The organism is Xanthomonas sp. NCPPB 1068 (assembly GCF_041479385.2).
GTDB classification, from domain to species: Bacteria; Pseudomonadota; Gammaproteobacteria; order Xanthomonadales; family Xanthomonadaceae; genus Xanthomonas; species Xanthomonas cannabis.
Genome location: NZ_CM192986.1, coordinates 2,664,291 through 2,685,694, shown reverse-complemented (window position 1 = coordinate 2,685,694; position 21,404 = coordinate 2,664,291). Strand labels below are relative to the sequence as shown.

General features: G+C 66.8%; 17 protein-coding genes and 1 pseudogene. 10 read left to right on the top strand and 8 right to left on the bottom strand.

Features of this window, described 5'->3' with window-relative positions; all coding sequences use genetic code 11:
* Positions 1 to 6: 6 nt before the first annotated feature.
* The 4 genes from ACCQ12_RS11485 to ACCQ12_RS11470 all read right to left on the bottom strand — a co-directional run bounded on the left by ACCQ12_RS11485 (position 7) and on the right by ACCQ12_RS11470 (position 4,278).
* Complete coding sequence (locus ACCQ12_RS11485) at positions 7 to 498, bottom strand: hypothetical protein (protein WP_166751139.1); 492 nt, start codon at positions 496 to 498, stop codon at positions 7 to 9.
* Positions 495 to 1,484 carry a PhoH family protein gene (locus ACCQ12_RS11480; RefSeq protein ID WP_123137337.1) on the bottom strand — a complete coding sequence of 330 codons (990 nt, stop codon included), beginning with the start codon at positions 1,482 to 1,484 and terminating at the stop codon, positions 495 to 497. The genes ACCQ12_RS11485 and ACCQ12_RS11480 overlap by 4 nt, the downstream gene beginning before the upstream one ends.
* 645 nt (positions 1,485 to 2,129) lie before the next feature.
* Positions 2,130 to 3,599, bottom strand: coding sequence for a tRNA (N6-isopentenyl adenosine(37)-C2)-methylthiotransferase MiaB (miaB, locus tag ACCQ12_RS11475; protein WP_047697749.1), 1,470 nt, complete (start codon positions 3,597 to 3,599; stop codon positions 2,130 to 2,132).
* Between the two features lie 37 nt (positions 3,600 to 3,636).
* Complete coding sequence (locus tag ACCQ12_RS11470) at positions 3,637 to 4,278, bottom strand: glutathione S-transferase family protein (protein ID WP_372381752.1); 642 nt, start codon at positions 4,276 to 4,278, stop codon at positions 3,637 to 3,639.
* 94 nt (positions 4,279 to 4,372) lie between these two features.
* Here ACCQ12_RS11470 and ACCQ12_RS11465 point away from each other — a divergent pair, with 94 nt between their 5' ends.
* From ACCQ12_RS11465 to ACCQ12_RS11435, 7 genes are all read left to right on the top strand, one after another.
* Positions 4,373 to 5,338: a helix-turn-helix transcriptional regulator gene (locus ACCQ12_RS11465; protein ID WP_372381751.1), complete on the top strand. Its 966-nt coding sequence runs from the start codon at positions 4,373 to 4,375 to the stop codon at positions 5,336 to 5,338.
* Positions 5,339 to 5,386: 48 nt separating this feature from the next.
* Positions 5,387 to 6,376, top strand: a complete 990-nt coding sequence (locus ACCQ12_RS11460; protein WP_372381750.1) for a lytic transglycosylase domain-containing protein — start codon at positions 5,387 to 5,389, stop codon at positions 6,374 to 6,376.
* Positions 6,377 to 6,742: 366 nt separating this feature from the next.
* The gene (petA, locus tag ACCQ12_RS11455) at positions 6,743 to 7,387 is read left to right on the top strand and encodes a ubiquinol-cytochrome c reductase iron-sulfur subunit (RefSeq protein WP_039407822.1); all 645 of its coding nucleotides are present in this window, start codon (positions 6,743 to 6,745) and stop codon (positions 7,385 to 7,387) included.
* A complete protein-coding gene (locus ACCQ12_RS11450; RefSeq protein ID WP_104579611.1) occupies positions 7,387 to 8,646 on the top strand; it encodes a cytochrome b in 1,260 nt (419 codons plus the stop codon). Before petA ends, ACCQ12_RS11450 begins: the two co-directional genes overlap by 1 nt.
* Positions 8,639 to 9,397: a cytochrome c1 gene (locus ACCQ12_RS11445; protein ID WP_372381749.1), complete on the top strand. Its 759-nt coding sequence runs from the start codon at positions 8,639 to 8,641 to the stop codon at positions 9,395 to 9,397. Before ACCQ12_RS11450 ends, ACCQ12_RS11445 begins: the two co-directional genes overlap by 8 nt.
* Positions 9,398 to 10,099: 702 nt before the next feature.
* Positions 10,100 to 10,735, top strand: coding sequence for a glutathione S-transferase N-terminal domain-containing protein (locus tag ACCQ12_RS11440; protein ID WP_039407816.1), 636 nt, complete (start codon positions 10,100 to 10,102; stop codon positions 10,733 to 10,735).
* Positions 10,736 to 10,813: 78 nt separating this feature from the next.
* Positions 10,814 to 11,254, top strand: a complete 441-nt coding sequence (locus ACCQ12_RS11435; protein ID WP_039407814.1) for a ClpXP protease specificity-enhancing factor — start codon at positions 10,814 to 10,816, stop codon at positions 11,252 to 11,254.
* A gap of 488 nt (positions 11,255 to 11,742) precedes the next feature.
* Here ACCQ12_RS11435 and ACCQ12_RS11430 read toward each other — a convergent pair.
* Positions 11,743 to 12,124 (bottom strand): annotated as a pseudogene (locus ACCQ12_RS11430) (DUF3301 domain-containing protein).
* 258 nt (positions 12,125 to 12,382) lie between these two features.
* On the opposite strand from ACCQ12_RS11430, the gene ACCQ12_RS11425 reads away from it, so the two are divergent.
* On the top strand, positions 12,383 to 16,777 hold the full coding sequence (locus ACCQ12_RS11425) for a DEAD/DEAH box helicase (protein ID WP_372381748.1): 4,395 nt from the start codon (positions 12,383 to 12,385) through the stop codon (positions 16,775 to 16,777).
* Here the strand turns inward: ACCQ12_RS11425 and ACCQ12_RS11420 are convergent.
* Positions 16,717 to 17,340, bottom strand: coding sequence for a DNA-3-methyladenine glycosylase (locus ACCQ12_RS11420; RefSeq protein WP_372381747.1), 624 nt, complete (start codon positions 17,338 to 17,340; stop codon positions 16,717 to 16,719). The two genes, ACCQ12_RS11425 and ACCQ12_RS11420, sit on opposite strands and share 61 nt — an antisense overlap.
* A gap of 298 nt (positions 17,341 to 17,638) precedes the next feature.
* Here ACCQ12_RS11420 and ACCQ12_RS11415 point away from each other — a divergent pair, with 298 nt between their 5' ends.
* Positions 17,639 to 19,297: a methyl-accepting chemotaxis protein gene (locus tag ACCQ12_RS11415; RefSeq protein ID WP_047697767.1), complete on the top strand. Its 1,659-nt coding sequence runs from the start codon at positions 17,639 to 17,641 to the stop codon at positions 19,295 to 19,297.
* Between the two features lie 11 nt (positions 19,298 to 19,308).
* A complete protein-coding gene (locus ACCQ12_RS11410) occupies positions 19,309 to 19,818 on the top strand; it encodes a chemotaxis protein CheW (protein WP_047697768.1) in 510 nt (169 codons plus the stop codon).
* Positions 19,819 to 19,854: 36 nt separating this feature from the next.
* Here the strand turns inward: ACCQ12_RS11410 and ACCQ12_RS11405 are convergent, their stop codons facing one another.
* Together ACCQ12_RS11405 and ACCQ12_RS11400 are read right to left on the bottom strand one after the other, a co-directional pair.
* Complete coding sequence (locus ACCQ12_RS11405) at positions 19,855 to 20,943, bottom strand: diguanylate cyclase domain-containing protein (protein WP_372381746.1); 1,089 nt, start codon at positions 20,941 to 20,943, stop codon at positions 19,855 to 19,857.
* Positions 20,944 to 21,138: 195 nt separating this feature from the next.
* Positions 21,139 to 21,315, bottom strand: a complete 177-nt coding sequence (locus tag ACCQ12_RS11400) for a hypothetical protein (protein ID WP_355603607.1) — start codon at positions 21,313 to 21,315, stop codon at positions 21,139 to 21,141.
* Positions 21,316 to 21,404: the final 89 nt, after the last annotated feature.

The window sequence follows — 21,404 nt, the reverse complement described above, 5'->3', positions numbered from 1 at the left end:
AAGAGATCAACGAGTGCAGGTGATCAGCAGGAGCACCGTGGGCCCATTGGGCACGCGGTAACTCGAGCTGCCAAGCGGGCCGCGCCCGCAACCGTGATTGTAATCGCGCGCCCGCACGCTTGAAACGAACCCGGGCTGATCGTGCAACCAGACCGCCGCAATGCCGTCTTCGAGCAACTTGCCGATCAGCAACTGGCTGGCGCGGTGCGCATGCGCGACCGGTGAACTTTCGCAACCGCGTGCATCGGTGACGGTGCCCGGCAGATCGAGCAACCAGCGTGCCGAAGGATACCCGGGCACCATCGCCTGCAGCGTTGCGGTGGGAACACTGATGCTGACAGCTTCGGTAGCCAGGGAAATACAAGGAGGCGTCACCTGGCCGGCCGGAATGACATCGCGGTCGACGACCTCTGGCGGTAGCGGCGTCTGGCTGGCGTTGACTGATGCCGGCGTCGCCATTGCAATTGCCAGCATCAGGCCGGCAATTGTCCTGCTCACTCGGGATTGCCCTTGGCAGCGCTTTCCTGCTGATCGCGCTTGTCGTAGGCAGTGACGATGCGTTGCACCAACGGGTGGCGCACCACATCACGCGCTTCGAAGAAGGTGAAGCTGGCGCCTTCCACGTCACGCAGCACCTCGATGGCATCGCGCAGGCCGGACTTGACGTGCTTGGGCAGGTCGATCTGGGTCAGGTCGCCGGTGACCACGGCAGTAGAGCCAAAACCCAGGCGGGTCAGGAACATCTTCATCTGCTCGATGGTGGTGTTCTGTGCCTCGTCCAGGATCACGTAGGCATCGTTGAGCGTGCGGCCGCGCATGTAGGCCAGCGGTGCGATCTCGATGACGTTCTTCTCCAGCAGCTTGACCACTTTTTCCACGCCAAGCATTTCGTAGAGCGCGTCGTACAGCGGCCGCAGGTACGGGTCCACCTTCTGGCTGAGGTCGCCGGGCAGGAAGCCCAGCTTCTCGCCGGCTTCCACCGCCGGGCGCACCAGGATCAGGCGCTGCACGCGCGACTCGTTCAGGGCTTCCACCGCGCTGGCCACGGCCAGAAAGGTCTTGCCGGTACCGGCCGGGCCGATGCCGAAGTTGATGTCGTGGGTGGCGATCGCATGCAGGTATTTGGCCTGGTTGGCGCCGCGGCCACGCACGGTGCCGCGCTTGACCTTGATGGCCACATCTTGCGGCTGGTACGCGCGTTCGGCCACCTGCTCGACATTGGCATCGTTCAAGCGCAGGTGGATGGCGTGGTTGTCGAAGGTGACCGAGGCCGCTTCGTCATACAGCGCGGTCAGCAGCGACTGCGCGGCGGCGATTGCCGGCTCCGGGCCGGTGATGCGGAAGATATTGCCGCGGTTGGCGATCTCCACGCCCAGCTTGAGTTCGATCTGGCGCAGGTGCGCGTCGAATGGGCCGGCAAGATTGGCCAGGCGCTCGGTGTCGTCGGGTTCCAGGGTGAAGTCGCGATAGGCAGGTGAGTTCATGGTCGGATCGGACAGCGCGCGCAGGCGGCGTCGGTAGGGCGGCAGACGAGGGTAGCGCGCGGCATGTGATCCCACCAACAAACCGGACGGCGCAGCGTGGCGGCCTGCGGGCCTGGGATGTTCTCCACAACCGCTGTGGAGTCACGCATCACTAACCTGTGGATAGAGTGCGGCAGCCCTACTGGCACAAGGCCTGGCAGGTGGGTGGTGAAAAAATCGCCAGTGCGCGGGCGGTTGTCCACAAACGATGTGGATCGAATTCGGCAAAGCCTGTGGGTAAGTGCGGCGGCACCTTGTGCAGCAAGGCGCCTCAGATGTGTGGCGAAATTTTGACCAGCGGCCGAAGGCTGTAGTCACGCCACGCGGAGCAGCCAGCCACGCGTGCATGGCGCCGGGCAGGCAAGATGGCGTGTACGCAATGCGTGATCCCGCTGAGGAGCGCTGTGCCGGGGCACGCGCAGCCCGGCACACGCCGGACTGTGTACGCGCATGCAAATGTGGTGCGCCGCTGCCGATCACCAGGCTCGCGATCAATGTCGGATGCAGGTTTCTGCGCGCGCAGAAAAGTGGGTCAGCTCGCTCGACGGAGGCACTGCTGCAGGCGATGCTGCGACCGGCAGCGACGACTGCGCTGCCGGAATCGGATCACGCCTCGTCGTCCTTCAGATGAAGGCGGCCGCGCAACGAATTGCTCATCGCCTCGGTGATCAGGACATCGACAAACTGCCCGATCAGCCGCGGATGGCCGGGGAAATTCACCGGGCGCATGTTTTCGCTCTTGCCGGTCAGCTCGTTCGGGTCGCGACGCGACGGGCCTTCCACCAGCACGCGTTGCACGCTGCCGACCATGGACTGCGAAATGCTCGCCGCATGCGTGTTGATGTGCGCCTGCAAGCGGGCCAGGCGCGCCTGCTTGACCGCTTCGGGCGTGTCGTCCTGCAGGTCCGAGGCCGGCGTGCCAGGCCGACGCGAATACACGAACGAAAAGCTTTGATCGAAGCCCACGTCTTCGATCAACTTCATGGTCTTTTCGAAATCCGCTTCGGTCTCGCCGGGGAAGCCGACGATGAAGTCCGAGCTGATCGAGATATCCGGACGCACCGCGCGCAGTTTGCGGATCTTGGATTTGAATTCCAGCGCGGTGTAACCGCGCTTCATCGCCGACAGGATGCGGTCGCTGCCTGCCTGCACCGGCAGATGCAGGTAGTTGGCCAACTGCGGCACGTCGCGATAGGCATCCACCAGCGAATCGGAAAATTCCAGCGGATGCGAGGTGGTGAAACGGATGCGGCCGATGCCCTCGATCTGCGCGATGGTGCGAATCAACAGACCCAGATCGGCGTACTGCGCCGCGTCGCCGGCGTCGGCGCCGTAGGCACCGCGATAGGCGTTGACGTTCTGGCCAAGCAGGTTGATCTCGCGCACGCCTTGCGCGGCCAGCTGCGCCACTTCCACCAGCACGTCCTCGAACGGCCGGCTGACTTCCTCGCCACGTGTGTAAGGCACCACGCAGAACGAGCAATACTTGGAGCAGCCTTCCATGATCGACACGAACGCCGACGGGCCCTCGGCGCGCGGTTCGGGCAGGCGGTCGAACTTTTCGATCTCCGGGAAGCTGATATCCACCTGCGACTTGCCGGACGCGCGCCGTGCACGGATCAGCTCCGGCAGCCGGTGCAGCGTCTGCGGCCCGAACACCAGGTCCACGTACGGCGCACGCTTGACGATGCCATCGCCTTCCTGCGACGCCACGCACCCGCCAACGCCGATGATCACCGGCGTACCGCCGGCCTTGGCGCGGCTTTCCTTGAGCAGCCGCCAGCGCCCCAACTGGCTGAACACCTTCTCCTGTGCCTTCTCGCGGATGGAGCAGGTGTTGACCAGCACCACGTCGGCTTCTTCGGGGTTGTCGGTCAACTCCAGGCCTTCGGCGGCGGCGAGCACGTCGGCCATCTTGGCCGAGTCGTACTCGTTCATCTGGCAACCGTGGGTCTTGATGTACAGCTTGCCGCGCACCACGGCAGGCGCCGCTGGGCGGGCGACCGGCAACGGCAGCAGGGCAGGGGCGTCCACGGCGGTGGCCGCGGGCAGATCGGAAACGGATGTCCCGGGCATGGCGCTTAATCCAGGCGGGTTGAGTGAGCCGCGCAGTTTACCCGCTTGGGCAGGCAGCGTCCGCACCGGGCCGGCCGTCGACTGCTGCGGCGCGGGCCACCGCCGGCCGTGCGGCCATCCGGGCGATGTAGGCACGGGTCGGTGCCGGCGGGTCGATCAGGCCGAATTCCACCATCCAGCCCAGTGCGCCACCCCACAACACATCGGCCGCGCTGCAGCGCGCACCCAGCAGGTAATCGCCCTGCGCCAGCTGTGCATGGACCACCGCCAGCACGGTATCGGCGTCGGCATAGGGCGAGAGCGAGCGCGGTGGCGCCTCGCGCTTGAGCGCAAGATCCATGATCGCCGGCTCGAAGGCCGAGCCGTAGAACGCCAGCCAGCGCAGGTAGGCGCCACGGTCGGCATCGCCTGGCGCCGGCGACAGCCCGGCTTCCGGATACATCTCTGCCAGGTACTGGTAGATGGCGCCCTGTTCGGTGACCACGCTGCTGCCATGGACGATGGTCGGGATCTTGCCCATCGGGTTGATCGCCAGGAACTCCGGCGAGCGCTGCTGCGCGTGTTCCAGATCGACGAAGCGAACATCGTAGCTGGCGCCCAGCTCTTCCAGCAGCACCAGCACACCGCGCGAGCGCGAACGGGGGTTGTGGAACAGGGTGATATGGCGGGCGTTGGACATTGCGGGCTCCTGGAATGCGGCTGGGTAGTAATGGCTGGTATGCCGATCTTAGGGGGCTGTTGCGGACAGTTTCCGTCCGCAATACGGTGCTGTCATGGCCTCGACCGCTGCCCGTCTGTTGCGACTGCTCTCCCTGCTGCAAGGTGGCCGGCACTGGCCGGGCACGGCCCTGGCCGAACGGCTGGAAGTCCACCCGCGCAGCCTGCGCCGCGACATCGAGCGGTTGCGCGAGCTGGGTTACCCGGTGCATGCCACCTCCGGCAGCGGCGGCGGCTATTCGTTGGGGCAGGGAGCGGCCGCCTTGCCGCTCCTGTTCGAGGAAGAAGAAGCGCTGACCGTGGCGATCGCACTGCGCGCGGCAGCGCCGGCCATCGCCGGGATGGACACGGCCGCCGCACGGGTATTGGCCAAACTGGACCCGTTGCTGCCGCGGCGCAGCCGCCAGCGTGCCAGTGCCGCGCACGCGGCCATGGCCAGCATGCCGCTGGCCGAGGCCGGCACCCTGGTGGACGCGGCGATGCTGGCGCTGCTGGCCGGCGCGTGCCGCGACCGTGCCACGCTGCGGCTGCACTATCGGCGCCACTCCGGTGCGGCCATCGTGCGCTGCGTCGAGCCGGCGCTGCTGGTCAACTACGGCCGGCGCTGGTACCTGCTGGCGTGGGACTGCGAGCGCCAGGACTGGCGCACCCTGCGCGCCGACCGGATCGACCAGGCCATCGCCACCGGCGCCCGGTTCGCCACGCGTGCGCTGCCGGAGGAGCCGCTGCAGCTCCTGCGCAAGGCCATCGGCGAGGCGCCATTTCCGTGCCGTGTCCGAGTCCGCTTGGCCGGATCGCTGGAAACGCTGGCCGCGCAGATCCCGCCATGGCTGGGCGCGCTGGAAGCGGACGGGGCAGGCCATTGCTGGCTCGGCCTGGGAGCGCCGAGCCTGCCTGCGTTGGCAGCCAACCTGCTGCTGCTCGACTTGCCGATCGAGGCGATCGCGCCGGCCGAGGTGGGCGCATCGTTATGCATTGCCCTGGAGACATTGCGGACGCGACTGGACCGGTTATCGGCCTGAACGCGGACGCCCTTGGCAAGCCTGGGGCAAGCTGGGACACTCCGCCGCATGAAGGGGATGTCAAGAACGCTGGGGCTGTTGCTTGTCACGTTGTCGGCCGCGCCGGTCAGCGCCGGCACGCTGTACAAGTGCGTCAGCGGCGACGGCATCACCAGCTACCTGAGCAAGCGCCAGAGCGGGGCGACGTGCAGCGTCATCAGCAGCTACACGCCGGACCGTTCAGCGCGGCGCGTGCCGCCAGTGTCATCGCTGGCGGCACCGGAAGTGTCCGCCGGGTCCGCGCGGCCGATTGCCAGCATCAACAGCATCGACAGCGGCGCGCCTGCCACGATCATCAGTCCGCCGCCACGGCGCACTGCCGAGACCGCTGCGGTGGCGGTGCCGCGTCCGCCGGCAGAGCGTGCGACATCGCTCATGCCGGCCGCCGCGCCGGCCGCAGCGGTGAATCCGCGCCGGGTGGTCAGCGGGCAGGTCTATTCCTATATGAAAGACGGCGTGCGCCACTACACCAGCGCACGCCCACGCCAGGTGGCCAGCATCGAAGGGCTGCGCACCATCCACTACAGCTTCATCGAGACCTGCTACGCCTGTGGCGCCAAGCCGGGCGTCAACTTCGGCGCGATCCGGCTCAACACGGCGGCCTACCAGCAGGAGATCGCCTCGGCAGCGCGCGAATTCGGGGTCGAAGAAGCGATTGTGCGCGCCATCATCCATGCCGAGTCGGCCTACAACCCGTTGGCACTCAGTCGCGCCGGAGCGCAGGGGCTGATGCAGCTGATGCCCGGCACCGCGCGTCGCTTCGGTGTCAGCGATGCCTATGATGCATCGCAAAATATTCGCGGCGGTGTGCAATATCTGTCGTGGTTGCTCAAGCGCTTCAACGGCGATCTGACCCTGGCGGCGGCCGGCTACAACGCTGGCGAAGGCGCGGTGGATCGCTACGGCGGTGTGCCGCCCTATAGCGAGACCCAGCGTTATGTCCAACGCGTCGGCCTGCTGGCCGGCCGTTATCGCGGGCAGAACGCAAGCGCCAACTGAGCGCACGTCGCACGCTCACCCTGCGATGCAGCATGGCACGCTGTCGCGTGCCTGCCGATGCTGCGACGCAGTCCGCAGTGTGGTCGGCACCGCACCCGTGTCGTGATGTAGTGGCAGTGCGGCGCACTGGCTTCGCGGTGGGCCGCTTGCATATGTGACAACGCTGCGATGCACCTTGGTCGTGCAAGGGGTGCGCAGGGCGCAGCGCGGCCGTCTGCAGCGGCCATTGCATCGCGCAGGTCCGACTGCGTACATTGCATTGTCTGTGCATTAAGCGTTCCGCTACACTGCGGTCGATTCATCACGGCTGGACCCCCCGCCAGCCGTTGGCAGCCTCACGCTACCTAATCAAGATCGGAGAGCCGGATGGCCAACGATGGGGTTAACGCACCTGCCGATACCGGGCGTCGTCGGTTTTTGACCGCGACAACAGCCGTGGTCGGTGCGGTCGGAGCAGGATTTGTCGCAGTTCCGTTCGTGAAGTCGTGGAACCCCAGTGCACGCGCCAAGTTGGCCGGCGCACCGGTGACCGCCGACATCAGCGCCTTGCAGGAAGGGCAACGGCTGGTCCTGGAATGGCGCGGTCAGCCCATCTGGATCGTCAAACGCTCCAAGGCGATGCTCGACGCATTGCCATCGCTGGACGGCCGGCTCAAGGACCCCAAGTCCGAGAACAAGGACCAGCAGCCGGAATACGTGCTGAAAAACCCGGAATACCGCTCGATCAAATCCGACATCTCGGTGCTGGTGGGGCTGTGCACGCATCTGGGTTGCTCGCCGGAAATGGTGGCCGAGATCCGCCCCGAGCCCTACGACCCACAGTGGAAGGGCGGTTACTTCTGTCCCTGCCACAAGTCGCGCTTCGACATGTCGGGCCGCGTCTTCGACGGCGTGCCCGCACCGATCAATCTGCTGGTGCCCCCACACCATTACGTGGACGACAACACCCTGGTGATTGGCGTCGATCCGGACGGTGCCGGCTCGTCGGCGAAAAGCACGGGGGCTGCCTGATGAGCAATATCCTGGTCCGTACTGCCAACGGCGTGTTCGATTGGGTCAACGAACGCGCGCCCGGGCTCATGCCCATGTACCGCAAGCACATCAGCGAGTACTACGCGCCGAAGAACTTCAACCTCTGGTACTACTTCGGCTCGCTGGCCATCGTGGTGCTGGTCAACCAGATCGTCACCGGCATCTTCCTGACGATGCACTACAAGACCAGCGCCGCCGATGCATTCGCCTCGATCGAATACATCATGCGCGACGTGGAGTGGGGCTGGCTGATCCGCTACATGCACAGCACCGGCGCTTCGCTGTTCTTCATCGTGGTGTATCTGCACATGTTCCGCGGCCTGATGTACGGCAGCTACCAGAAGCCGCGCGAGCTGGTGTGGATCCTGGGCATGCTGATCTACCTGGTGCTGATGGCCGAAGCCTTCATGGGCTACGTGTTGCCATGGGGGCAGATGTCGTTCTGGGGCGCGAAGGTCATCATCTCGCTGTTCGGCGCCATTCCGGTCATCGGCAATGGGCTGACCGAATGGATCATGGGCGACTACCTGCCCGGCGATGCCACGCTCAACCGCTTCTTTGCGCTGCACGTGATCGCGTTGCCGCTGGTGCTGTTGCTGCTGATCGTGCTGCATATCGGCGCGCTGCATGAAGTGGGTTCCAACAACCCCGATGGCGTGGACATCAAGAAAGGACCGAAGGGCAATCGCTGGGATGCGCACAAGCCCGCCGACGGCATTCCGTTCCATCCGTACTACACGGTCAAGGATCTGGTCGGGGTCGGGTTCCTGCTGCTCATCGCCGCCTTCATCATCTTCTTCGCGCCGGCCTTCGGCGGCCTGTTCCTGGAACACGACAACTTCACCGAGGCCAACCGGCTGGTGACGCCGGAGCACATCAAGCCGGTGTGGTACTACACGCCGTACTACGCCATGTTGCGCGTGGTGCCCAACAAACTGGGCGGTGTGCTGGTGATGTTCTCGGCGATCGCCATCCTGTTCCTGGTGCCGTGGCTGGACCGCGCCAAGGTGCGCTCGGTGCGCTATCGCGGCTGGATTTCCAAGGTGGCGTTGGGCGTGCTGGTGGTGTGCTTCGTGTGGCTGGGCGTGATCGGCTCCGGTCCCGGCACCGACGCGCATGAGACCTATGTCGGGCGGGTGCTGACCTTCCTGTATTTCGCCTTTTTCATCACCATGCCGGTGTGGACGCGGCTGGACAAGACCAAGCCGGTTCCGGAGCGGGTGACCACCCATGACTAATTCCAACGTGAGGTCATGGACGTCGCGCGTGGTCGCGATGCTGTGCGGTCTGACGCTGGCGGCGGGTGCGGTCGCCGCCGAGGGTGGCAAGGTGCAGCAGGCCGGCAACGACCTGGGCGACCGCGCGTCGCTGCAGCGCGGTGCGCAGCTGTTCATGAATTACTGCTCCGGCTGCCACTCGTTGAAGTACCTGCGTTATTCGCGCATGGCCAGCGATCTTGGTTTGAGCGAAGCGGAGGTCATGAGCAACCTCAACTTCACCGGTGCCAAGATCGGCGAGCACATCGAGGGCACCATGCCGCACGATGCGGCCACCAAGTGGTTCGGCAAGGCGCCACCGGACCTGACCTTGATTGCCCGCGTGCGCGGTACCGACTGGGTCTACACCTATCTGAAGTCGTTCTATCTGGATCAGACCCGCCCGCTGGGCTGGAACAACCAGTTGTTCCCCAACGCCTCGATGCCCAATCCGCTGTGGGAGCTGCAAGGTCTGCAACAGGCGCAGTTCGGCCCGGCCGACAAGGCCACCGGCGACAAACCGGTCGAAGCGCTCAAGCTCGGGCAGCCAGGGCGGCAGACGCCGGTGGAATTCGACCAGACCGTGCGCGATATCGCCAACTTCCTCGAATACGCGGGCGAACCTGCCGCGTTGAAGCGGCAGAGCATGGGCGTGTGGGTGATCCTGTTCCTGGCCCTGCTGACCTTCATCGCCTACCTGCTGAAGAAGGAATATTGGAAGGACGTGCATTGAACGGACCGCACGCGTATTGATCCGACAGTAAGCAGGCAGCAAAGCCAGGCAGCAAAGCCAGGCGCCCCCTCTCCCGGCGGGAGAGGGGTTGGGGTGAGGGTACGGCGCGCAAGTGGAGCATGGCGCTCGCGAACAAGCGCACTCAGCCTATCGGTCACCAGCATCCTTCGAGATGCTGCGTGGCACACGCCATTGAACACAGGCACACGATTGCGCAGGCCCAACGCGCCAAGTCGCGCTTGACAGCGCACGCAGCCCCTTCACCAGACCTGGGGCCGCACTCCTCGTGGGCGCAGTTGTTGCTGTTGTTGCAGTCGTTGCAGCCCGAACCGTCGACTGGCCATCGCATTGGCCGACCCGGCCCCGCATCAACACGCCAGCTGGCACACCGTGCGTCCTGATCGCGTCATGCAACGGTCAAACAGCATCGATACACGGCACACCGACGTCGATGCCCATCCAGCTGCCAGCCTCCGTGGACGCTGGACGAGGCGCACGTCGCCGACGCTGGGTCGAGCCGTCAGGCCACGCTCTCCATCCCTGACTGACCCGCAACATCACCTGCTGCCCAGGTGTCAATGCGCCCTAGCACTCTTGGCTTTTGCGTGACGTGATTGCACACTCGATAGACCGTGGTGACGGTCGGCGTTGGGCCGGCCGCGCCGATGCGGCCGGCGGATTCCGGTCGTCGGAGAGCCTTGAATGGCGACGAGTGTGCGTATGCGGAATACCTTGACTTTGTTTTCGTCCAACGACGACGTGTTGTGCCACCGGGTCCGTCTGGTCCTGGCGGCGAAAGGGGTGACCTACGACCTGGTGCCGGTCGACCCGCAAAATCCTCCCGAGGATCTGATCGATCTCAATCCCTATCATTCGGTGCCAACCCTGGTCGAGCGTGATCTGGTGCTGTACGCGGCCTCGGTGGTCAGCGAGTACCTGGATGAGCGTTATCCGCATCCGCCACTGATGCCGGTCGATCCGTTGTCGCGCGCGCGCCTGCGCCTGGCGATGCTGCGCATCGAACACGATTGGGTGCCACAGGTGCAGGCGATCCAGCTCGGCAACAAGACCCAGGCCGAAGCCGGCCGCAAGCGTCTGAAGGAGTTGCTGACAGCGTCGGTGCCGCTGTTCAAGGCCAGCAAGTTCTTCCTCAATCCGGAAATGAGTCTGGCCGATTGCGCGATGGCGCCGATCATCTGGCGACTGGATGCGTTGGAGATCGGCCTGCCCAAGGATGGCAAGGCCATCGAGGACTATGGCAACCGGATCTTCCGCAATCCCGGTTTCATTCGCAGCCTCACCGAGCAGGAAAAGAAGCTGCGCGACCTGCCGGGCTGATGCGACGGCTGTATGCCAACAGACCGACTTGCGATCCGCTCGCCGCCGTTGCGGGTCGTGTCCGGGTAAAATGACGCCATGAGCGAAGATTTCCCCCGCATGACCAGCCATCGCCCGTACCTGTTGCGGGCCTTGGTCGAATGGATCAACGACAACGGCATGACGCCGCACGTTCTGGTGGACGCAGGACTGCCTGGCGTGCAGGTGCCGGCAAGTGCCGTCAAGGACGGCCGGGTCGTGTTGAACATCGCCGAGCGTGCCGTCGTCGGCCTGCAGGTCGACAACGACAGTGTTAGCTTCACTGCGCGCTTCGGCGGCGTCAGCTATCCGGTGATGGTGCCGATGGCTGCGGTATTGGCAGTGTATGCACGCGAAACCGGGCAGGGCATGGCGTTGCCGGACGACATCCCCGGCACCAGCAGCGAGCCGCCGGATCCCGGTACACCGCCGCCGAGCGCACCGGCGCCGGACGAGCCGCCCAGCGGCGGCAAGCGCCCGCATCTGCGCGTGGTCAAGTAGGCTTGCCGACGGTCACGTTCCAGTCCCGGTGGAGCGCGTCCGTCACATCGCGCACGATGCAGCGGATGCCTCCGGCACGTGCGGTTGCCGTGATCATTACGTCATCTAGCGCGTCATCGAAGGCGCGGCGTGTCTGGTGCGCGCAGTCACACCGATACGCCCGCTGCCGCGTGCCTCTTCGGCATCGAGAGCGACGGCATATCGCGCCGGTTGACGCGTGCCGGGCGTACGATTCGCGGTACGCATGCGCGCGGACGCATCGACCGCATCTGCGCCGGGAGACGGGGTAGAGCTGCCCTGATTGAGGGGGGGAGACGGATACCATCCACTGCCGGTGAGCTCGCGGCCAATTGGTCGAACCGTTCCGTACGCCGTGCTGGCTGGCGCAATGAGACCGACCGGGCAACTGCAGCGGCGCGGGTTTCCGACGTGTCGTCGCGGTGTCAGGTGTCGCTACGTGGAAGGATGCGCGCAGCGGTCACGGCGCATCATTCCAGCCGCTCCTGCTCCGGATGCAGCGCCCGCACGGTGGCGACCTGCGGACCGGTAAAGGCGATCAGCTGGTCGCCGCGCAGCACCAGCTTGCCGCTGTGGCGGTCCGCTCCATCGTAGGAATATTCGAAGCGGAAGGTGCGCTCGAAGCCGAGCCATCCGTTGGGCATTCTGCAGATGCGGATGTTGGTGGAGTGCACGCTCTGATCCAGCCACTGCACATCGGCGGCGCGGCAGGCATTGCGGCCGAGGATATCGGCACGTTCGGCAGCGGCGCGCGAGGAGTTCCAGAACGCGAACAGCGCGGCGCCGGCAATCATGAAGAGAATGAGACTGGGCATGGCAGCCAATGTGCCATGGCGGGCGGCTGGACGACAATCCAGTGGTGCCGCCGCGTTGCAGGTGCGAGGACGCGACGACTTGGACGGCGCGCTTGTCCGCGCGTTCGGCATGAGGTCCTGAAAGCCTTGCGCAAGCGATCGACTGTCGGTGCAGGACACAACCGCACTAAACCGTTCACACCCTTGCGTGGGTCAGGCTTGCATGCACGGCATCGCACCCCCATCCAGTGCAGTCCCGCCGAGTTGAATCCGATCGCCGCGCGGCCGGTTGCCGTGGTGGCGTCGGGCACTGCCCATGCATCCTGTTCTGCAGCAATTCCATCCCGTTGTCGCTGCGTGGTTTGCGCAGACCTTCGCTGCGCCCACGCCTGCGCAGATCGCCGCATGGCCGGCAATCCAGGCCGGGCGGCATACGCTGGTGGCCGCGCCGACCGGCTCGGGCAAGACGCTCACTGCCTTCTTCGCGGCCATCAATGCATTGATCCGCGACGGACTCGAGCATGGCGGAATGCTGCCCGATGAGACCCGCGTGGTCTATGTGTCGCCGCTGAAGGCGTTGTCCAACGATATCCATCTCAATCTGGAGGCGCCGTTGCAGGGCATCCGCGCGGCGCTGGCCGCCAGTGGCCTGCCGGATGTGCCGGTACGCACGGCGGTGCGTACCGGTGATACACCGCAACGCGAGCGGGCGCAGGCGCGGCGCGTGCCGCCGCATATCCTGGTGACCACGCCGGAGTCGCTGTACGTACTGTTGGGGTCGGCCTCCGGCCGCAACGCGCTGCGGCATGTGCGGACCGTCATCGTCGATGAAATTCATGCGGTTGCCGCGGACAAGCGCGGCAGTCACCTGAGCGTGACACTGGAGCGGCTGCAGCGGTTGGCCGAGCGGCCGATCACGCGGGTTGGGCTGTCGGCCACCCAGAAGCCGATCGAGACGGTGGCGCAGTTCCTGGTTGGCGTTGGCGAAGACGGCGCGCCGCCGCCCTGCGAGATCGTGGACATCGGCTACACGCGCGCGCGCGATCTGGCGCTGGGGTTGCCGCCGACCCCGCTGAGCGTGGTGATGTCCAACGACCAATGGCTGCAGGTCTATGCCGAAGTGGCTGCGCTGGCGCAGCGGCATCGCACCACGCTGGTGTTCGTCAACACGCGGCGCATGGCCGAGCGTGCGGCGCGGCACCTGGGCGATCTGCTGGGCAAGCAGCGGGTCGCCGCGCATCACGGCAGTCTGTCGCGCGAGACGCGCCTGCTGGCCGAGCAGCGCCTCAAGGCCGGCGATCTCACCGTGCTGGTGGCGACCGCCTCGCTGGAGCTGGGGCTGGATATCGGCGATGTCGATCTGGTGTGTCAGCTCGGCTCGCCACGCTCGATCGCCACGTTCCTGCAGCGTGCGGGCCGCTCCGGGCACAAGGTCGGCGGCACCCCGAAGGCGCGGCTGTTTCCGCAGACCCGCGACGAGCTGGTCGAATGCGCTGCCTTGCTGGACAGCGTGCGCCGCGGCGAACTGGATGCCTTGCGCATTCCGCTGGCACCGGTCGATGTGCTTGCGCAGCAGATCGTGGCCGAAGCGGCATGCGAGGACTGGGACGAGGATGCGCTGTTTGCGCTGATGCGCCGCGCCTGGCCGTTCGCTCGGCTGAGCCGCGCCACCTTCGACAGCGTGGTGCGGATGCTGTGCGAGGGTTTCAGCACCCGGCTGGGCCCGCGCGCCGGCTATCTGCATCGCGACGCGGTGCATCGTCGGCTGCACGCACGTCGCGGCGCGCGCATGACGGCGCTGACCTCCGGCGGCACCATTCCGGAAACCGGCGATTACAGCGTGGTGCTGGAGCCTCAGGCCGAGAAGATCGGCACGGTGAACGAAGATTTCGCAGTGGAAAGCCTCACCGGCGATGTGTTCCAGCTCGGCAATGCCAGCTACCGCATCCTGCGTGTGGATGCAGGCCGCGTGCGGGTGGAGGATGCCCGGGGGGCGCCACCCAATATTCCGTTCTGGTTGGGCGAGGCGCCCGGCCGCAGCGATGAGTTGTCGGCGGCGGTGTCGCGCCTGCGTGGCGAGATCGCGGCGCGGCTGGACACTGCCCCGCATCAGCGCGCGCGTGACTGGCTGTGCGAGACGTTGGCGCTGTCTGCCGAGGCGGCGCAGCAACTGGTGGACTACCTTGCCCAGGCGTGCACCGCGCTGGGCGCCATGCCCACCCAGCAGTGCCTGGTGATGGAGCGATTCTTCGATGCCAGCGGCGGCACCCAGTTGGTGATCCATTCGCCGTACGGCAGCCGCATCAACCGCGCCTGGGGCCTGGCACTGCGCAAGCGCTTTTGCCGCACCTTCAACTTCGAGCTGCAGGCCGCAGCGACCGAAGACGCCATCGTGCTGTCGCTGTCCACCAGTCATAGTTTTGCCCTGGAAGAGGTTGCGCGTTACCTGCATTCGTCGTCGGCCGAGCATGTCTTGATCCAGGCACTGCTGGATGCGCCGTTGTTCGGCGTGCGCTGGCGCTGGAACGCCACCAATGCGATGGCGCTGCCGCGGTTCACCGGCGGCAACAAGGTGGCCCCGCAGTTGCAACGCATGAAGTCCGAAGACCTGCTGGCTACCGTATTTCCGGATCAGGTCGCCTGCGCGGAAAACCTGGCAGGCGAGCGCGAGGTGCCGGACCACCCGCTGGTGACGCAGACGCTGGAGGACTGCCTGCATCAGGCGATGGATAGCGAGGGGTGGTTGCAGCTACTGCGCGGGCTGGAATCGGGAGCCATCCGCTTGGTGGCGCGTGATCTGGCCGCACCGTCGCCACTGGCGGCGGAAGCGTTGAACGCGCGTCCGTACGCGTTTCTGGACGATGCGCCGCTGGAAGAGCGGCGCACCCAGGCGGTACAGGGCCGGCGCTACACGCCGCAGAGCAGCGACGATCTGGGGCGCCTGGACCCGCAGGCCATCGCATCGGTCCGCGAAGAAGCATGGCCGCAACCGCGCGATGCCGAAGAGATGCACGAGGCGCTGGTCGGGCTGGGCGTGCTGCCGGTGGACGAGGCGACCGATGCGCAGTGGCAGGCCTGGTTGACCGCGCTGGCCGCCGCCGGCCGCGCCAGCTGCCTGATCATCGACGCTGCGCCCGCGCTGTGGATCAGCGCCGAGCGCATCGAGTGGTTCATGCCGCTGTATGCAGGCGCCGTGGCGCAACCGCCATTGCAGGTGCCCGCCGATTGCCGGGTGCCCGACTGGGAACGCGACCGTGCAGTACGCGAGCTGTTGCGCGGGCGGCTGTCGGCTGTGGGCCCTGCGCAGGTGGGCGGGCTCGCCGGCGCCCTGCGCCTGCCCGAGGAGGAAATCGCCCTGGCGCTGCTGGCCTTGCAGCGCGAAGGCTATGTCATGGCCGGGCAGTTCAGTGCGCAGGCGGCATCGGAGGAGTGGTGCGAGCGGCACCTGCTGGCGCGCATCCATCGCTACACGCTGGGGCGGTTGCGACGCGAGATCGAGCCGGTCTCGCAGCGCGACTACGCCCGCTTCCTGTTCGAATGGCAGCATCTGGACAGCGCCAGCCGGGTCGCGGGCCCGGACGCGCTGGCGGGCGTTGTAGGGCAACTGGAAGGGTTCGAAGCGCCGGCCGTGCTGTGGGAAGGCGAATTGCTGCCGGCGCGCGTGCGCGACTACCAGCCGGCCTGGCTGGACGAGCTGTGCACCGCCGGGCGCACCGTGTGGGCGCGCTTGCGGCCCGGCGGCGGGCGCAGCGGCGCCGCGCTGCGGGCCACGCCCATCGTGCTGCTGCCGCGCCGTGAGGCGCAACGCTGGAGCGGGTTGGCACGAGCGGCCGACGACGAGCCGTTGGGTTCGCGCGCGCAGCGGGTGGTGGATGTCCTGCAGCAGCAGGGCGCGCTGTTCTTCGACGAAATTGCCGATGCCGCGCATCTGATGAGCACCGAGCTGGAAGATGCCTTGAGCGAACTGGTGATGCGCGGCCGCGTGCATTGCGACAGTTATGCCGGGCTGCGCGCGCTCCTGGTGCCGGCCTCCAAGCGGCCGTCGGCACTGTCGCGCCAGCGGCGTCGCGCCAGTGCGCTGGGCATCCGCGATGCCGGCCGTTGGGCGCCGGTCCGCGCGCCTGCGGAGTTGCCGCTGGCCGAGGCCGGCGAGCGGCATCAGGAGATGCTCGAACACGTGGCGCGCACGCTGCTGCGCCGCTACGGCGTGGTCTGCTGGCGGCTGCTCGAGCGCGAGGCGGCGTGGTTGCCGCCGTGGCGCGAATTGCTACGCATGTACCAGCGCCTGGAAGCGCGTGGCGAGATCCGTGGTGGCCGCTTCATTGCCGGCCTGTCCGGCGAACAGTTCGCGTTGCCGGAGGCGATTGCGGCGCTGCGCCGCGTGCGGGCGCAGGCGCCGCAGCAGCAGTGGGTCTGCGTGAGCGCCAGCGACCCGGCCAATCTGCTGGGCAGCCTGCTGCCCGGCGAACGCGTCGCGCGGGTACCCGGCAACCGCGTGGCCTCGCTCGATGGCCTGCCGATGGCGGTGTGGGCGGCAGACCGTTTCCAGCCACTGCAGGAACTCACGCCGGAACAGTCCGGGCAGGCCTTGCGCCTGCTGCAACGCGGGCCTGGTGCCGCCGAGCCGACGCCGATGGAGCAGTGGCTGGCTCAGTCGCCCGCCATCGGCGCACGGGTGCCGGTGACGCGTGGCAGCGGGCGCGACAGATAGGCACTGTCCGGGACCACCCAGCGCCAGGGCAGGTCGACCGCCTTGCGGATGCCGATGCGCGGCGTCGCCAACGGCACCGACGGGGGCGGCATGCCGTCATCCTCCACCCACAGGCGTGCCGTGGCAGCAGTCAGGTCCAGCCCGTTGTCCGCCGCGGTTACGCCGAAGGCCTGCGCCAGGCGGCCGGGGCCGGTGGTCAACAGCCTGGCCGCCGCGGTGCCACCACGCGCGGCCTGCATGGCCTCCAGCCCGGCCAGTGGCTGCAGTGCGCGGATCAGCACCGCATGCCCGGGGGCACCGCCGCACACGGCGTTGATCGCCCAATGCATGCCGTAGATGAAATACACATACAGGTGCCCGGGGGCGCCGAACATCACCTGCGTGCGCGGGGTCATGCCGCGGAACGAGTGCGCGGCCGGGTCTTCGCTGCCGCAATAGGCCTCGACCTCGGTGATGCGGCCGCGCCGGCCGTCTGCACTGACCAGCACCTTGTTGAGCAGGCGAGGGGCGACCTGGCGCGAATCGTGGGCGTAGAACGTGCGGGGTAATGATGTGGACGACATGCGGCAAGCCTAGCGGCCGCGCCGTGATGTCCCTGCGGACTGTCCCGGACAGTTGGGCGAGCGGGGGTAGGGGTTTTCCGAATGGAAACGCGCAGGAGCGTCTGACCTGTCACAAAAGCGCATATCCAATCGGCTGAATAGGCGCGGCGGCGGCGCTCGCATCTCAAGCGGGTTTCGCCATCGCCGATAGCTATCAACGATTGGTTAGACGAGTCCGCATCCCTGTGATCGGCACGCCCAGCACTGTCGATTGCCATGCACTGCATGTCGCCCACGCATCACTCACGAGAACTCCCCAATGTTAGGCAACTTCAAAATCGGAACCCGGCTGATCGTGGCGTTTCTGATCGTCTCGGCGATCGGCGCATGCATCGGGTGGGTGGGCTATTCCAATTCCGGGCGCATCAGCGACCTGTCGACCTCGCTGTACGAACGCGAGTTGCTTGGCTTGTCCAACGTCAAGGAAGCCAACATCAACCTGATCTATGCCGGCCGCGCACGCGCCAACCTGCTGCTGGCCAGCAGCGCAGAAGAGCGCCAGTCGCACGTGCAGAACATCGACAAGTACACCGCCAAGGTGGTCGATTACATGACCCGTGCACGCGGTAGCTTCCAGACCGAAGAGGGCAAGGCCAAGCTGGCGCAGTTCGACCGCGCGTGGCAGACCTATCTGGATGAGCGCGGCCGCTTTATCGAAGCCGCCAATCGCGAAGCATTGCGCGAGGCCAACCCGGAACTCGCCGCACTGTCGCGTGCGGTACGCGCCAGCTCGGACGAAGTGGACACCTTGATGACCGACCTGAGCGGCCTGCGCGAACGCAGCGCGGCCTCGGCCAATGCGGAGACCGGCGCCATCCATGCACGCAGTTCCAAGCTGTTGATCGCCATCATCTGCAGCGGCGTATTGCTGGGCGCCGTGCTGGGCGTGGTGATCAGCCGCAGCGTCACCGGCCCGATCCGGCGCGCGGTCACCGTGGCCAACGGCCTGTCCGAAGGCGACCTGACCATGCAGATCGATGTGCACGGCCGCGACGAAACCGCGCAATTGCTCGAAGCGATGCGCACCATGGTGCAGAAGTTGTCGCAGGTGGTGGGCGAGGTGAATACCAGCGCCGAAACCCTGGCCAGCGCCTCCGAAGAAGTCAGCGCCACCGCGCAGTCGCTATCGCAGGCTGCCAGCGAACAGGCCGCCGGCGTCGAGGAAACCAGCGCGTCGCTGGAGCAGATGACCGCCTCGATCAGCCAGAACACCGAGAACGCCCGCATCACCGACGGCATGGCCACCCAGGCCGCCAAGGAAACCATCGAAGGTGGCGAGGCGGTGGTTGCCACCACCCAGGCGATGAAGCAGATCGCGCAGAAGATCGGCATCATCGACGACATCGCCTACCAGACCAATCTGCTCGCGCTCAATGCCGCGATCGAAGCCGCACGTGCCGGCGAGCATGGCAAGGGCTTTGCGGTGGTCGCCGCCGAAGTGCGCAAGCTGGCCGAACGCAGCCAGGTGGCTGCGCAGGAGATCGGCGAGGTGGCCGGCTCCAGCGTGGAACTGGCCGACCGTGCCGGGCGCCTGCTCGATACCATCGTGCCCAGCATCAAGCGCACCTCCGACCTGGTGCAGGAGATCTCCGCCGCTTCCGAAGAGCAGTCCTCCGGCGTCAGCCAGATCAACTCGGCCGTGGTGCAGTTGAGCCAGACCACCCAGCAAAACGCCAGCGCGTCCGAAGAACTGGCCGCCACGGCCGAAGAGATGAGTGCGCAGGCCGAACAGCTGCAACAGAGCATGGCCTTCTTCCGGTTGGGCGGGCAGGGCACCGCAAGCACGCCGCCCAAGCGCGGCAAGCAGGTGGCCGCACGCCCGGTCCGCGCGGCCGGTACCCGTGGCTGGCGCAGCAGCGCCGCGCCAGCCTATGCGATGTCCGAGGGCCCGGACGAAGGCCAGTTCGCCCGCTTCTGAGAGACCGATCGATGACCGCACAGACTTCCGATGGCATGCCGGGCGACGCCGATGCGGCTGCCCAGTACCTCACCTTTCAGCTGGACGGCGAAACCTTCGCCACCAGCATTCTCGGCATCCGCGAAATCATCCAGTACCGCGCGCCCACGCCGGTGCCATCGATGCCGTCCTGCGTGCGCGGGGTGATCAACCTGCGTGGCGCGGTGGTGCCGGTGGTCGATCTGCAGGCGCGGCTGGGGCGTGCCGGCGGCGCCATCAACAAACGCAGTTGCATCGTGATCCTGTCCACCGGGCAGGCGCAGGGCACGCAGGCGATCGGTGTGCTGGTGGATGCGGTCAATGCCGTGATCGAGCTGGCCGACCAGGACATCGAAGCGGCGCCGGCCTTCGGCACGCACATCCGGCGCGATCTGCTGCGCGGCATGGGCAAGGTGGGCGAGCGCTTCGTGGTGCTGCTGGACATGGAGCAGGTGTTGCAGGTGGACGAGATCGCCGGCACTACCGACGCGCTGGCCGCCTGAGCGGCGAGGTCACCGATGCAAGGGCGTGCGCAACGCTCAGTCGTGCAACTGCCATCCGCTGAATCGCTGCACACGGTTGCGTCCGTCGCGGACCGCACGCTGCAAGGCATGCCGGGCGCGCGCCAGCAGGATGCTGCTGTCCAGGGCCTCGCCCGCCGCCACATCGACCAGCCCGACGCTGATGGTCAACGCGCCGATGGGCCAGGTCGCCGCTTCGATGGCCTTCCGGATGTCGTCGGCGGCCTGTGAGGCGGCCGATGGCGAGGGACTGGCAAGTGCCACGCAGAAGCGGTCGCCGTCCAGCCGCGCCACGAGCGCGGAGGGCGGCAACCGGGTCTCGATCAGCTGCGCGACCTGGGCCAGGGTCGCGTCGGCCGCGGCCGCACCCGCCTGCAGCTTCCGGCGCTTGAAGCCGTCCAGATCGATCAGCAATAACCCCAGCGCGTGCTGCCCGGTCTCGTCTGCGCGCATGGTCGCAAGCTCCTGCAAGCCGCGCTCCAGCCCGGCGCGGTTCCAGAGCCCGGTGCGTTCGTCGCGCAATGCGTCCAGCTCCACCAGCCTGGCCGCACGCCGCAGTTCGATGGTGTCCACTACCTGCCGGGCCAGTGCGCGCAGCGCGTCGCGCTCGGCACCGGACAGACGCCGCGGCGTTCGGTCGAGCACGCACAGGGTGCCCAACGCAATGCCGTCGGACGTCAGCAGCGGAGCGCCGGCATAGAAGCGGATCTGCGGCTCGCCAGTGACCAGCGCGTTGTCGACGAAGCGCGCATCCAGATGGGTGTCGGACACTTCCATCAGCTGATCGGGTTCGAGAATGGCGTGCGCACAGAACGACAGCGTGCGCGGCGTTTCGGTCGGCTGCATGCCGATCCGTGACTTGAACCATTGCCGCTGCGTATCGACCAAGGAAATCAGCGCCATCGGCGTGCGGCACACGGCTGCTGCGTCGGCGGTGAGCGCGTCATAGGGCTGCTCGGCAGGGGTATCCAACAGCTGATAGGCGTGCAGCGCCGCCACACGCTCGTCCTCGTTGGCCGGTGCGCGCGCACCCAGCACCGCGCCGACCTCGCCCGGCAACAGGGTCGCTTGGATCAAATGCAACGCGGGCGCGTCTGGAAGCTGCATGCAAGGCCTTTGCAACAAGACGCCATCTAGGCGTGGAAATGTCGGCGGCAATGATCGCTGCCGTGGTGCGAGCCGGCCATCCGGCGGTCGCCGACCGCCTGGCGGCCAACGTGTCCGGATGTTGCCATATCCCGGGGCCGCAGCAGGCGGCCTCGATCCCAGTCCGGCCGTGCCGCGGGCAATTAAGCTGGACGATTACCCGCCCTGGCCAACGTTGCCCTTGGGGCGACGGCTGTGCTCGTCATGCACCTTGAGGTCTTCCTGGCCTGGGCGTTGCTTGGCCGCTTCGTCCTGCTTGCGCGACTCCTGGCTCTCGGAGACGCCACTGGCGTCGTCGGCGTCGGTATCAGGTGGGCGCTGTTGGTTGCTCATGGCGTCGGCTCCGGTATGTTGGTGCGGTGCACGTTAGCGCAGCGGGTGTGATCCCGGTGCCATGGCGGCGGCCGCCCGCCACGCGCGTG

Bases quoted from the DNA above. Each gene is read 5' to 3' on its own strand.
- ACCQ12_RS11480 (WP_123137337.1), bottom strand. From the start codon at position 1,484: ATGAACTCACCTGCCTATCGCGACTTCACCCTGGAACCCGACGACACC.
- miaB (WP_047697749.1), bottom strand. From the start codon at position 3,599: ATGCCCGGGACATCCGTTTCCGATCTGCCCGCGGCCACCGCCGTGGAC.
- ACCQ12_RS11470 (WP_372381752.1), bottom strand. From the start codon at position 4,278: ATGTCCAACGCCCGCCATATCACCCTGTTCCACAACCCCCGTTCGCGC.
- ACCQ12_RS11465 (WP_372381751.1), top strand. From the start codon at position 4,373: ATGGCCTCGACCGCTGCCCGTCTGTTGCGACTGCTCTCCCTGCTGCAA.
- ACCQ12_RS11460 (WP_372381750.1), top strand. From the start codon at position 5,387: ATGAAGGGGATGTCAAGAACGCTGGGGCTGTTGCTTGTCACGTTGTCG.
- petA (WP_039407822.1), top strand. From the start codon at position 6,743: ATGGCCAACGATGGGGTTAACGCACCTGCCGATACCGGGCGTCGTCGG.
- ACCQ12_RS11450 (WP_104579611.1), top strand. From the start codon at position 7,387: ATGAGCAATATCCTGGTCCGTACTGCCAACGGCGTGTTCGATTGGGTC.
- ACCQ12_RS11445 (WP_372381749.1), top strand. From the start codon at position 8,639: ATGACTAATTCCAACGTGAGGTCATGGACGTCGCGCGTGGTCGCGATG.
- ACCQ12_RS11440 (WP_039407816.1), top strand. From the start codon at position 10,100: ATGGCGACGAGTGTGCGTATGCGGAATACCTTGACTTTGTTTTCGTCC.
- ACCQ12_RS11435 (WP_039407814.1), top strand. From the start codon at position 10,814: ATGAGCGAAGATTTCCCCCGCATGACCAGCCATCGCCCGTACCTGTTG.
- ACCQ12_RS11425 (WP_372381748.1), top strand. From the start codon at position 12,383: ATGCATCCTGTTCTGCAGCAATTCCATCCCGTTGTCGCTGCGTGGTTT.
- ACCQ12_RS11420 (WP_372381747.1), bottom strand. From the start codon at position 17,340: ATGTCGTCCACATCATTACCCCGCACGTTCTACGCCCACGATTCGCGC.
- ACCQ12_RS11415 (WP_047697767.1), top strand. From the start codon at position 17,639: ATGTTAGGCAACTTCAAAATCGGAACCCGGCTGATCGTGGCGTTTCTG.
- ACCQ12_RS11410 (WP_047697768.1), top strand. From the start codon at position 19,309: ATGACCGCACAGACTTCCGATGGCATGCCGGGCGACGCCGATGCGGCT.
- ACCQ12_RS11405 (WP_372381746.1), bottom strand. From the start codon at position 20,943: ATGCAGCTTCCAGACGCGCCCGCGTTGCATTTGATCCAAGCGACCCTG.
- ACCQ12_RS11400 (WP_355603607.1), bottom strand. From the start codon at position 21,315: ATGAGCAACCAACAGCGCCCACCTGATACCGACGCCGACGACGCCAGT.